The sequence below is a fragment of the Paenibacillus sp. FSL R7-0313 genome, assembly GCF_037969885.1.
GTDB lineage: Bacteria > Bacillota > Bacilli > Paenibacillales > Paenibacillaceae > Paenibacillus.
The window spans coordinates 4,238,538-4,251,302 of the sequence record NZ_CP150219.1; the positions used below are offsets into that span (position 1 = coordinate 4,238,538).

The 12,765-nt window shown below is 45.8% G+C and carries 12 protein-coding genes; 9 read left to right on the forward strand and 3 right to left on the reverse strand.

Annotation, left to right across the window (positions count from 1 at the left end):
- Positions 1-181: 181 nt before the first annotated feature.
- The 4 genes from NSQ38_RS18675 (at position 182) to NSQ38_RS18690 (ending at position 5,098) form a co-directional block, all read left to right on the forward strand.
- Positions 182-1,372 carry a NupC/NupG family nucleoside CNT transporter gene (locus tag NSQ38_RS18675; RefSeq protein WP_315935721.1) on the forward strand — a complete coding sequence of 397 codons (1,191 nt, stop codon included), beginning with the start codon at positions 182-184 and terminating at the stop codon, positions 1,370-1,372.
- A gap of 29 nt (positions 1,373-1,401) precedes the next feature.
- The gene (gene deoB / locus NSQ38_RS18680; protein WP_017688192.1) at positions 1,402-2,580 is read left to right on the forward strand and encodes a phosphopentomutase; all 1,179 of its coding nucleotides are present in this window, start codon (positions 1,402-1,404) and stop codon (positions 2,578-2,580) included.
- A gap of 98 nt (positions 2,581-2,678) precedes the next feature.
- Positions 2,679-3,386 (forward strand): purine-nucleoside phosphorylase, encoded by a 708-nt coding sequence (gene deoD, locus NSQ38_RS18685; RefSeq protein WP_017688193.1) that lies wholly within the window; start codon positions 2,679-2,681, stop codon positions 3,384-3,386.
- Positions 3,387-3,796: 410 nt separating this feature from the next.
- Entirely contained in the window at positions 3,797-5,098 is a 1,302-nt protein-coding gene (locus NSQ38_RS18690) for a pyrimidine-nucleoside phosphorylase (RefSeq protein WP_036613808.1), read from the forward strand.
- A gap of 122 nt (positions 5,099-5,220) precedes the next feature.
- On the opposite strand, the gene NSQ38_RS18695 is transcribed toward NSQ38_RS18690, so the two are convergent.
- Both NSQ38_RS18695 and NSQ38_RS18700 read right to left on the reverse strand, forming a co-directional pair.
- The gene (locus NSQ38_RS18695) at positions 5,221-6,204 is read right to left on the reverse strand and encodes a TIGR03943 family protein (RefSeq protein ID WP_339783411.1); all 984 of its coding nucleotides are present in this window, start codon (positions 6,202-6,204) and stop codon (positions 5,221-5,223) included.
- A gap of 82 nt (positions 6,205-6,286) precedes the next feature.
- Positions 6,287-7,321, reverse strand: coding sequence for a permease (locus tag NSQ38_RS18700; protein WP_339783412.1), 1,035 nt, complete (start codon positions 7,319-7,321; stop codon positions 6,287-6,289).
- A 221-nt stretch (positions 7,322-7,542) separates the two neighbouring features.
- On the opposite strand from NSQ38_RS18700, the gene NSQ38_RS18705 reads away from it, so the two are divergent.
- Positions 7,543-8,742, forward strand: coding sequence for a GTP-binding protein (locus NSQ38_RS18705; RefSeq protein WP_339783413.1), 1,200 nt, complete (start codon positions 7,543-7,545; stop codon positions 8,740-8,742).
- A 69-nt stretch (positions 8,743-8,811) separates the two neighbouring features.
- Here the strand turns inward: NSQ38_RS18705 and NSQ38_RS18710 are convergent, their stop codons facing one another.
- On the reverse strand, positions 8,812-9,669 hold the full coding sequence (locus NSQ38_RS18710; protein ID WP_339783414.1) for a hypothetical protein: 858 nt from the start codon (positions 9,667-9,669) through the stop codon (positions 8,812-8,814).
- A 169-nt stretch (positions 9,670-9,838) separates the two neighbouring features.
- On the opposite strand from NSQ38_RS18710, the gene rpmG reads away from it, so the two are divergent.
- Genes rpmG through NSQ38_RS18730 form a run of 4 tightly spaced genes read left to right on the forward strand, consistent with a single transcriptional unit; the run spans position 9,839 to position 12,603 of the window.
- The gene (gene rpmG / locus NSQ38_RS18715) at positions 9,839-9,988 is read left to right on the forward strand and encodes a 50S ribosomal protein L33 (protein WP_036613813.1); all 150 of its coding nucleotides are present in this window, start codon (positions 9,839-9,841) and stop codon (positions 9,986-9,988) included.
- A gap of 50 nt (positions 9,989-10,038) precedes the next feature.
- On the forward strand, positions 10,039-10,746 hold the full coding sequence (locus NSQ38_RS18720) for a metal ABC transporter ATP-binding protein (protein ID WP_339783416.1): 708 nt from the start codon (positions 10,039-10,041) through the stop codon (positions 10,744-10,746).
- On the forward strand, positions 10,692-11,585 hold the full coding sequence (locus NSQ38_RS18725) for a metal ABC transporter permease (protein ID WP_091034857.1): 894 nt from the start codon (positions 10,692-10,694) through the stop codon (positions 11,583-11,585). Before NSQ38_RS18720 ends, NSQ38_RS18725 begins: the two co-directional genes overlap by 55 nt.
- On the forward strand, positions 11,572-12,603 hold the full coding sequence (locus NSQ38_RS18730; RefSeq protein WP_339783417.1) for a metal ABC transporter substrate-binding protein: 1,032 nt from the start codon (positions 11,572-11,574) through the stop codon (positions 12,601-12,603). The genes NSQ38_RS18725 and NSQ38_RS18730 overlap by 14 nt, the downstream gene beginning before the upstream one ends.
- Positions 12,604-12,765 lie beyond the last annotated feature (162 nt).

The following is a 12,765-nucleotide window of genomic DNA, read 5'->3' on the forward strand; positions in this document are numbered from 1 at the left end:
ATTCTCTGTACTTGGGCGTTCGACTCAGGTACAGGGAATACAACTTACACTTATATTTTAATTAACGGAACTTATTGTAAGCGCTTCATAAGTTTTCTGAAAGATTACTGATAAAAATGCTTAAGAACCCTTTGAGCTGAATTTCCACATCCGGCTTAACTACCTTCAAAGGAGAGATCAAATGAAATTTCTAATTGCCCTTCTTGGTTTACTCGTTGTTTTTGGACTGGCTTATATCGCAAGCAACGGTAAAAAGAAGATTCGCTACCGACCACTGGTCGTTATGGTTGTTTTACAGGTGATCCTGGCGTATGCCTTGTTGAATACAGGAGTTGGGACATGGTTGATTGGCGGCTTCGCGTCCGTATTTAAAAGTTTGCTTGATTATGCGAATGAAGGAATTGCGTTTGTATTTGGTGATTTGACTACCGTAGGTGCAGATACCGTAGGGACACCATTTTTCCTCAGCGTATTGATGCCGATTGTTGTCATCTCTGCACTCATTGGGATATTGCAGTATATCCGAATCTTACCTTTTGTTATAAAATATATTGGTCTGGTATTAAGCAAAATCAACGGAATGGGCAAACTGGAATCATATAACGCGGTTGCTTCGGCTGTATTGGGGCAATCTGAAGTGTTCATTTCTGTGAAAAAACAAATTGGGTTGTTGCCAAAACATCGGCTGTACACCTTGTGTGCCTCGGCGATGTCCACGGTATCGATGTCGATTGTCGGTGCCTATATGTCCATGATTGATCCGAAATATGTGGTTACGGCACTTGTGCTGAACCTGTTTGGCGGTTTTATCATTGCTTCCATTGTGAATCCTTATGAAGTTACAGAGGAAGAAGATATATTGGAAGTACAGGAAGAGGAAAAACAGTCCTTCTTCGAAATGCTCGGCGAATACATCCTGGATGGATTCAAAGTTGCCATCATCGTAGCTGCGATGTTAATCGGTTTTGTTGCCTTGATTGCACTTGTTAACGGAATTTTCAGCGCGGTGCTTGGTATTTCGTTCCAGGAACTGCTTGGTTATGTGTTTGCACCATTAGCCTTTATTATGGGTGTTCCTTGGAAAGAAGCGATTCAGGCGGGAAGTATTATGGCAACCAAAATGGTATCCAACGAATTCGTTGCCATGCTTGCTCTAGCGAAGGAGACCTTATTGTCTGCCAGAACAACAGGGATCGTATCCGTCTTCCTCGTATCGTTCGCTAACTTCTCTTCCATCGGTATTATTGCCGGTGCGGTGAAGGGACTTCATGAGAAACAAGGTAATGTGGTAGCCCGCTTCGGTCTGAAACTGCTTTACGGTGCATCGCTTGTCAGTGTATTGTCAGCGATCATCGCCGGACTGTTCTTGTAAACCGGATTATTGGAAGGAGTGCTTAGGTTATGTCAACATTCAAAAGAGTACATCTGATCGTTATGGATTCTGTAGGGATCGGCGAAGCGCCGGATGCAGCAGAATTTGATGATTTTGATGTAGATACCTTCGGTCACATTGCACGTGAACGCGGAGGTCTGAAAATGCCTCACATGGCCAGTCTCGGACTGTCCAACATCAAAGAAATCGAGGGTGTCCCTGTAGCGGATGCACCTAAAGCGTATTACACCAAGATGCAGGAAGCATCCAGAGGCAAAGACACAATGACAGGTCACTGGGAGCTGATGGGTCTTTACATTGATACACCTTTCCGTGTGTTCGAGAATGGTTTTCCCGATGAGTTGATTCAGCGCATTGAAGAGAAAACAGGCCGCAAGGTAATTGGAAACAAACCGGCCAGCGGCACGGAAATTCTGGATGAGCTGGGTGCAGAGCATGTTGAAACAGGCGCGCTCATCGTGTACACATCCGCGGATTCTGTTCTACAAATTGCAGCACATGAGGACGTTGTCCCATTGAAGGAACTGTATGAAATCTGTGAGTTCTGCCGTGAAATTACACTTGAAGATCCGTACATGCTGGGCCGCATTATTGCACGTCCATTTGTAGGTGAAGCGGGTAACTGGAAACGTACTGCGAATCGTCATGACTATGCACTCAAACCTTTTGGTCGTACGGTTATGAATGAACTGCAAGATGGCGGATTTGATGTGATTGCCTTGGGTAAAATCGCAGATATCTATGATGGAGAAGGTGTGACCAAGGCTGTTCGTACCGTCTCCAACATGGATGGTATGGACAAGTTGTCCGAAACGATGGATGAAGAGTTCACTGGACTCAGCTTCCTGAACCTGGTTGATTTTGATGCCCTGTACGGTCACCGTCGTGATCCGCAAGGTTATGCTCAGGCACTTGAAGACTATGATGCACGGCTGCCAGAGATTTTTGCCAAAATGACCAATGATGACCTGCTGCTGATCACAGCTGACCATGGTAACGATCCAACATACCGAGGTACAGACCATACGCGTGAATATGTACCACTGCTTGCCTACTCTCCGCGCTTCAGCGAGGGCAAAAAGCTTGATCTGCGTAGCACATTTGCTGACCTTGGTGCAACCGTAGCCGAGAACTTTGGAGTGAAAATGCCGGAATACGGTACCAGCTTCCTGAAGGATTTGAAATAAGTTTTTTTGAAAACGGGATAGGGGATGTCGGGGTAGCTGTGGCTGCTCCGCTCCTTCCATCATAATAGACTAAATGTATAACTGGAGGAGATTCATTCATGAGTACACATATTGGAGCAAAACCCGGAGATATCGCAGAAACGATCCTTTTGCCAGGAGACCCATTGCGCGCGAAGTATATTGCAGATACTTACCTTGAAGATGTTGTATGTTACAACGAGGTTCGTGGAATGCTCGGTTACACAGGTACATATCAAGGACACCGGATTTCGGTGCAAGGTTCAGGGATGGGTATTCCGTCCTTCGCAATCTATGCCAACGAATTGATCAGCGAATATGGCGTAAAAAACCTGATTCGTGTAGGTACTTGTGGTGGTATGCAGGAGCATGTACGTGTACGTGACGTCATCCTTGCACAAGCAGCATGTACAGATTCCAGCATGAACAAACACGTATTCGGTGGATATGACTTCTCACCAATCGCTACGTTCTCCCTGCTGAAAGAAGCATATGACCGTGCAACAGCTAAAGGCATGAAGATTCATGTCGGTAACGTGTTCAGCTCCGATTCTTTCTATCGCGATGACCGTTCAGTAACTGAGAAATTGATGAAACACGGCGTACTGGGCGTAGAGATGGAAACAACAGCACTGTACACCATCGCTGCCAAGTTTGGTGTTAACGCATTGACCATCCTGACGGTAAGTGACCACTTGCTGACAGGCGAAGAAACATCTGCCGAAGAGCGTCAAAAAACGTTCAACGATATGATGGTAGTTGCCCTGGACACAGCAATCACACTGTAATTGAAGGAACAGGAATCGATCCTGAAGAAGCGAAGCGTTCGCCTTTGTCTCCGAGTTTTCTCCATTACAAAATGGATCAAAAAAACTTGGAGACAACAGCGATCGAAGGAACGATCCGGAGCCGTAACGAACTAACAACAAAATGTTGTATAAGATGACAACAGATGTTCTTGTATTTTATATACAATAATCAAATGATTTTAATCGAAACTTTTGTTTGAAGCACGGAGTGAAGGAACCGGAATCGATTCTGAAGAAGCGAAGCGTTCGCCTTTGTCTCCGAGTTTTCCCATTGCCAAATGGATCAAAAAAACTTGGAGACAACAGCGATCGAAGGAACGATCCGGAGCCGTAACGGACTAACATTAAAGTGTTCTATACAATCAATACACACACAAGGAGAGATCATCATGAGAATGGTAGACATTATTGCCAAGAAACGCGACGGAAAAGAACTGACAACAGCTGAGATTGATTTTGTTGTTCAAGGATACACACAAGGAGAGATCCCGGACTATCAAGTCAGCGCATGGGCGATGGCGGTATTCTTCAAAGATATGACAGACAAGGAACGCGCTGATCTGACGATGTCGATGGTGAATTCCGGTGAAACGATCGATCTGTCCGCTATCGAAGGCATCAAAGTAGACAAGCACTCCACAGGTGGTGTGGGCGATACAACAACACTGGTACTCGCTCCACTCGTTGCTGCATTGGATGTCCCTGTTGCCAAAATGTCCGGACGTGGACTTGGTCATACGGGTGGTACAACAGACAAACTGGAATCCGTTGCTGGTTTCCACGTAGAACTTGAAAAAGAAGAGTTCATTCGTCTCGTAAACGAACACAAGGTTGCAGTTATTGGACAAAGTGGTAACCTTACGCCTGCAGACAAAAAGCTCTATGCACTGCGTGACGTAACAGCTACCGTTAACTCCATCCCACTGATCGCCAGCTCCATCATGAGTAAGAAAATTGCAGCAGGTGCTGATGCAATCGTATTGGATGTTAAAACGGGTGCTGGTGCATTCATGAAAACAACGGAAGATGCTAAAGAGTTGGCACATGCTATGGTAAGCATCGGTAACAATGTTGGCCGTAAAACGATGGCTGTTATCTCCGATATGTCCCAACCACTAGGTCTGGCGATTGGTAACGCGCTTGAAGTAAAAGAAGCCATCCTCACCCTGCAAGGTAAAGGTCCGAAAGATCTGGAAGAACTGTGTCTGGCTCTTGGACGTCAGATGGTATTCCTTGCTGGCAAGGCAGATTCCTTGGAGCATGCTGAGGAGAAATTAAAAGAAGTGATCCAGAATGGTAAAGCACTGGAGAAATTCAAAGATTTCCTGGCAAACCAAGGCGGAGACGCTTCGGTTGTGGATCATCCAGATCGTTTGCCACAAGCACAATACCTGGTTGAAGTCCCAGCAGACAAAGACGGCTATGTTGCCGGAATCGTCGCTGACGAAATCGGAACTGCAGCAATGCTGCTCGGCGCAGGCCGTGCAACAAAAGAGTCCGAGATTGATCTCGCGGTTGGTCTGATGCTGAACAAAAAAGTCGGTGACCCAGTCAAAGCTGGTGAGTCCCTAGTGACAATCCATGCCAATCGTGAAGACGTAGCAGACGTCATTGCGAAGATCAAAGAAAACATTACGATTGCAGATCATGCCGATGCTCCTGTATTGGTTCATGATATCGTAACGGAGTAATACAATCAGAGCAGGCTTGATGGAATCTCATATCTGACTGAACATGAAAGCCCCAAAGCAATGTAATCCATCGCTTTGGGGCTTTTTGTCGTTGTGGTGCAAGTTGTTACTACTACTTGCAACTACTGGCTCTTTATTTTCTCATACGCCATCACCGAGTCCGCATTGGTGTAAATATAAGGCGTGGATGGCTCGGCTACGGGGGTCACCTTTGTTGCCCGAATCTCAATCGTATCCTTACCGTTTACCTGTGCAGAACCGATGCTGCCATCGATTTGCACCCAGCTATCTGTAGGGAAGTTATCTGCTTCTGGGATGTGAATCATCACGCCAAAGGGAGCCGCATCCGCGGGGCAACACATGACGAGAAATCGTCCCAGTGCAAAATGTGATTCATGATCCATGCTTTTGTCCCGATAAACGAACCCGGTTAAAGAGATATCTTTGCCTGCAAATTGTCGCTGGAACATATCGATCGTACCGAGGGTTTCAGAGAAAATTTCAGGATAGACTCGAATGACCTGTTCTGCATACAACTTCTCCGCCAGTTCAGCGAATTCGCGGCTATACTCGTCTGGTGGTATGAACTGTATTTTGGTGGCCGATGCAGGCTGCACAGCCGTTGATTGTTGTGTGAGATCCTGTACATTCAATTGCGTTGCCGGATCAGGTAAAGGCTCTTTCCGACGAATCTCGGGAGGGGCATAGGTGAGAGACATGCCTTTCTGACTGGCCATGGAACTGCCGAGCGCCCGATCAGGTAACAGAAATCCCAGCAACAAGGGTATGGCAATCAGACCATATACCATTGAGCTGCGAAGGAACCCTGAGGGCGGTGGATGCTCACAGTCACAATGAACCTCGTTTCTACCGAACAGTCCATGCCAGGCCATGATAACAGCAATAAACAATAAGGGAACAGGGCAGCATAACAGCAGTTTTTGCATGGTAGGAGCCAAATAATAATGAAGCGAATCACTTGAATTCAAATGAATAATGTATACCGCAAGACCGCCGATCCAGACCGCACGGATCAGGTTATGCCATTGGATGACGTGTGATCTTGGAACAGGAGATTTTGTCATCGTATAGATAGTGTGGTTCATATCATCACCTCATTTCTATTAATCATCAGGATGAAAGTTCATAGGATTAACCATTTAAGTCATGAAGTATTTTGCTCAACCTTTATACCAGCAGATTAATCAACCATGAGCCAGCGAAGACAAGCGTAATAATGGCTAGACTTAGCCCAATAACAAACCGGGTACGGAAGGTGGAGAGCAACATGAGCGTGCTTTTGAAATCCAACATTGGACCAAGCACAAGGAAGGATACCAGCGGCCCAAGTGCAAACGTATGTGAGAACGCAGAAGCCACAAAAGCATCGGACGTGGAGCAGAGAGACAGTACATAAGCAAAGCCCATCATGAACACGTAGGAGGCGACAGGCCCATTGCCAAGTGAGATCAGATCGCTGCGGCTAATGAATGTTTGGATGCAGGCTGTAATCAAGGCACCGATCACCAGATATTTGCTCATATCGACAAATTCGTCTCCGGCATGAATGAAGAAGCTGCGCCAGTTTTTCACATGGTTGTGGTCATGAGCATTTGCATGTGCATGAGGTTGCGCCATTTTAAACCCAGGATGTGTCTTAACCTCTGTCACTGCGACTTTTGGCAACCGAAGGGGATTTCGACGAACAAACACATACACGAGCATACCTATGGAAGCTGCTACGGCAAAGGCCAATCCCATGCGGGCAACGGTAATCTCAGGATGGGAGGGAAAGGCGAGCAAGGTTGCGGTAAATACGATGGGATTGACTACGGGACCACTCAGGATGAATGTAACTGCGATATAGGCTGGCATGCCTTTGTGCATCAACCTTCTCACTACGGGGATCATGCCACATTCACAAATGGGAAAAATAATACCGAGCAACCCTGCAACCAGCACCCCACCGATCGGATTCTTGGGCGTGAGTTTGCGGACCATTTCTTCGGATACGAACCACTGCATGAGCGAGGACAATAACACACCCATGAGCAGAAAAGGTGCGGCTTCAAGGAAAATACCTATGAATACGGTTTTCATATTTTGCAAAGCTTCACTGTTCCATGCTTCCTTCAAGTCTGGAGCCATTGTGATCAACACGGGAACAAGAAATGCACAAGGGATCAGGAAGGACAGGAGCTTCAGATTGGCTGCCATTTTCATGAAACAGACCTCCACAACTAGGACTTTGCTAAAATATATGCTTGTACGTGCGGCAACATACATCATTCCTATGTTTTAATCAACATTTTTACGATTAATCAAGATTTTTCATCATATTAGAGTTGACAACCGAGAGAAAACTGCGGTATAGTTCGGATTGCATCCTTAATAGTAATAATTACGATTAAAGTTAAAACTTAAACAGAGTGGAGGAAGCAGAAATGTCAGATCAACAGGTTCAACAGCGGGTTCCAGTAACCGTACTTAGTGGATATTTGGGTGCAGGCAAAACGACACTGCTTAACCATTTGCTTCATAACCGCGAGGGAATGCGGGTTGCTGTCATCGTCAATGATCTGAGTGAGGTTAACATCGATGCAGGTTTAATACGAGACGGTAGAGGCCTATCACGTATTGATGAGAAGCTGGTAGAGATGTCCAATGGTTGCATCTGCTGCACCTTACGGGAGGATCTGCTGAAAGAAGTCGAGCGGCTGGCGCTGGATGGTTCTTTTGATTACATATTGATTGAATCGACGGGTATTGGTGAGCCGGTACCTGTTGCGCAGACGTTTACGTATATCGATGAGGAACTCGGCATTGATTTGACGAAATTCACTCGTCTCGACACGATGGTTACGGTTGTCGATGCTGCGCAGTTCTGGCGTGATTTTTATTCCAAAGAAACACTGAAGGATCGTGGTCAGGAAGCGGGGGAGGACGATGTTCGCGGAATCGTTCATCTGCTGACGGATCAGGTGGAATTCTGTGATGTGCTGATTCTTAACAAATGTGATCTGGTGTCGGAGGAAGAACTTTCGAAGCTTGAGAAGGCGTTACACGCCATGCAGCCAGAAGCTAAGCTTATTCGAACAACACATGGGCATATTGATCCAAGAGAGATATTGAACACAGGACGTTTTGATTTTGAAAAAGCAAGCCAGTCCGCGGGTTGGATCCGCGAATTAATGAAAGAGGAACATACCCCGGAGACTGAAGAATATGGAATTCATTCATTCGTCTATCATCGTAAACGTCCATTCCACCCGGAACGCTTGCTGCGTTGGATTGCGAAATATCCAGATAGTATTGTGCGATCCAAAGGCCTGATGTGGCTGGCGACAAGGAACCATATGGCAATCTCTTTCAGTCATGCAGGCACATCAAAGCAGCTTGCGCCAGCAGGAATATGGGTAGGTGCGATGAGTGAGGAGGAAAGACATCTTCATTTTGGCGATACATTGCCAAGCATACCGGACTGGGATGATGAGTGGGGTGATCGCGTAACCAAATTAGTATTTATCGGCATTGACATGGACCGGGCGGAGATTGAACGTACATTGGATGAGACCCTTCTTACGGAGGAGGAGATGTTGATGAACTGGCGTGAACTGAAAGATCCTTTTCCAGCGTGGAGTTGAAGTGAAAAGAAAAGATCTTCAAGTGCAATAGTGCCCCTGAAGATCAATGATTATATTGTATTAAGGACTTTAGCTAAAGTACAAATCGCCAAGATAAAAATCACCGTTGCCGCTTTTTTGCGGACTAAACACAAAGGTAAGGTACACTCCATAGGAACCCGTCCATCCTTGTGGATAATAAATGGCTTTGTAACTGTGTCTTGTTTTGGTTTTATCGTTCATTGCAATCACTTTAAAATCAGCTGATTTGATGTTAATCAACTGATCTGCATATTTAGTCAGCGTTTTTTTATCATTTGCTGCAATGATACCTTTGACTGTAGTCTTAAATTTATCTTTCTGGGATTGCTTACCCAGATCAAAAATGTCGATCTCGGGATTTTCAATAACTTTAGCATCTATGTACTTATCAAATTCACTAGTGCTACCTGTTTTAAGTGCTTTACCATACATTTTGATCAATGTTAAAGATTCTTTTTGCAATTTGACTATCATCTGAGCGTCAGTTCCAGTCATCTTGACTGAGCCAGAAGTGCTTGAGTTACTTGAACTACCTGGTTTACTTGAATCTTCAGAACCTTTGGTACCTGTACTGCTGTTATTACTACTCGAACTGCTTGACTTACCGCTACCTGAATTAGTGATACTTACAACTTTGTTGCTAACATTCAGAGATACGTTGGCTCCGAGTGCTTCTGCTGTGGTACTTACAGGCAAGTATACATCACCGTCATATACCAGTGCATTCAGTTTGTCTCCAGCTTCATTCTTGGGTGTCCAAGATAAACCGTTTACTTTAAAGCTAATGTTGCTGTCGAGTGCCGCTTCAATATCCTGAATTCCGTTTGAAGCTGCTACACCCAGGGCACCGAAAGCCAAACTGCATGCTACCAATGACCCAATAAAAGTTGATTTTTTGATCTTCATCTAGTTCCTCCGTAGGTAAAGTATAATGATACCAAAGCAGTATATCATATGAAATTATATTGTGCATACAAAATTTTACTGTAACAGATATGGAGTTGACAAAAGAAAAAGCATAGGCTACTATCATTAAATAGTAATTATTACGATTAAATAAGAGGAGGCAACAACCATGAGAGTCATTGTAACTTTAGCCTGCACCGAGTGCGGGGACCGCAACTATACAACAACCAAGAACAAACGTAACCATCCAGAGAGACTTGAGATGAAGAAGTACTCTCCGCGTTTGAAGAAAATGACGATCCACCGGGAAACCAGATAAAATTTTTTTGATATTTTTAAATCGTAATATTTACGAAAAGAGGGAAAGTCATGATACTATCCTCCATGCGTGATGTTGTATTTGGATATGGCAAAGAGCCGGTCATTGATCAACTGTCGCTAGATATCCATGTGGGAGAGTTCATAGGCATCACAGGTCCCAATGGTTCTGCCAAAACGACCCTGTTAAAGCTGCTGCTAGGGCTATTGAAGCCCTGGAGCGGCACGATACATATGAATCCGCAGTTGAAACGTGGGAACAAGTCCAATATCGGTTATGTGCCCCAGCAGGTGGCATCGTTTAATAGTGGATTTCCCAGTACGGTGAATGAACTGGTCCGGTCCGGGTGTTACACCAGGTTGGGATTATTCCGCAGATTCACAGCAACGCAGAATGCCATCGTTGAACGCAGTCTGCGGGAAGTTGGCATGTGGGAATATCGGAATACACGCGTCGGTGAGCTGTCCGGTGGACAGAAGCAGCGGATCTGTATTGCAAGAGCTATGGCTGGGCAACCGCAGGTTCTGGTACTGGATGAGCCAACAACGGGGATGGACCGCCACAGCCGTGAAGGATTTTACAATCTGATGCGCCACTATGTTGATGCTCATGGGATAACGATTATTATGGTTACTCATGGACTGGAAGAGATGGGAGATCGATTGGACCGATCAATTACTCTGGAGCGGCAAGAAAGTGAGGAATGGCAGTGTTTGAGTACGAATTCATGCAACGTGCCTTCTGGGCAGGTGGACTGATTGGAGTCATCGCTCCAATTCTCGGGGTCTATCTGATGCTCAGGCGGCAGGTACTAATGGCAGACACGTTATCCCATGTCTCACTTGCAGGGGTTGCGCTCGGTTCGGTCATGAATCTTAACCCGGTGATCTGCGGATTCGCCATTGCAATTATCGGTGCATTACTGGTTGAACAACTGCGTCGAAGTTACCGAACCTACAGCGAGGTACCTGTGGCAATCATCATGACTTCGGGGCTGGCTCTTGCTGTAGTGTTGATGAGTCTCAAAACCAATCTGTCCAAGACATTCAGTTCATACTTATTCGGATCTATTGTCGCGGTTAGCGATATACAGTTGTGGATGATGGCAGGAGTATGTGTCATGGGTTTACTTTTTTTCATCCTGCTCCGAAGACCGCTCTATAGCTTTACGTTTGATGAAGAGACAGCTTCCATTGGGGGCGTTCAGGTAAAAGGTTTATCGTTTGCATTTGCCATTCTGACAGGAATGACTGTAGCTTCAGCCATGCCGATCGTCGGTGTGTTGCTGGTGTCTGCTCTCATTGTATTGCCTGCTGCCTTGGCACTAAGAGTGTCTCGCAGTTTTACAGCAGCGATTATTGTCGCTGTAATTACAGGATTAATTGGTATTTTTAGCGGACTCATAACATCTTACCATCTAAATACACCACCGGGAGGAACAATTGCACTCATCCTGTTGGTCATCCTATTGACTGGAATATCAGCGCAAAAGCTGATTGCACGATATAACCGCAAGCGTCATCGCAAAGAAACGAAATCACAGCACGTCATTCTGGTCAACCATTCTAGGAGGAATACATCACATGAAATTCAGTAAAAAAGCTACGCTCGGATTGTTGTTTAGTCTTACACTTCTCGTCGCAGGCTGCGGACAAAAATCCGCTTCTGATGCAAATACAGCTTCGACAGGCACTTCCGTTCCAGTCGAGACGGAAACGGCAAAATTAAACGTGCAGGTCAGCTTCTACCCGATGTATGAGTTCACCAAAAATGTGGCAGGTGATCTCGCTGAAGTGCATACCCTCGTTCCAGCGGGGATGGAGCCCCATGATTGGGAGCCCACACCACAAGATATTGCCAGCATTGAAAAAGCGGATGTGCTTGTATACAACGGTGCGGGTATGGAATCATGGATGGATCAGGTCACCGGAAGTCTAAGCAACGCTTCACTCATTCAGGTGGAAACAAGCAAGGGCATCAACCTGCTTGAAGGTGGAGAGCATGATCACCATCATGAAGATTCAGAGGCAACAGAACATGACCACGATCATGACGCCGAGGCAGAAGCAGGACATGATCACGATCACGGTGGACTCGATCCCCACGTATGGCTGTCACCTGCATTGGCTGTCAAAGAAGTACGTAATATTGAAGCGGGATTAGCGCAGGCTGCTCCAGAACACGCTGAACAGTTCAAGCAAAATGCAGATGCCTATGTTGCTCAACTGGAGTCACTGGATCAAGACTTCAAGGCGGCTGTGACGGATAGCAAACGAAAGGATTTCATCACACAACACGCTGCATTTGGCTACCTTGCACAGGAATACGGATTGCAACAGGTGCCCATCGCAGGATTGTCTCCTGAGCAAGAACCTTCGGCAGCACAGATGGCATCCGTTATTGATTTTGCAAAAGAGCATCAAGTGAAGACAATTTTCTTCGAAACACTGGTTTCATCCAAAGTGTCTGAGACGATTGCAAGTGAAGTGGGAGCCAAGACGGCTGTATTGAACCCGATTGAGGGACTCACCGAGGAAGAAATTGCGGCGGGAATGGACTACATTAGCGTGATGAGACAGAATCTGGAGGCTCTAAAACTGGCGCTGAACGAATAATAAAAGATCAGTTTGATGCCTTTCACCGAAAAAGGTACAATAATACAACATGCTGAGGAATGGATCGCCATTCCTTTGCCTTTTTGCAAAGCAGAGAGCACAGGGATGTGCTCTCTCTTTGTTGAATAAGGTGACCGGATCGAGGAGAACAGGAGGACACAT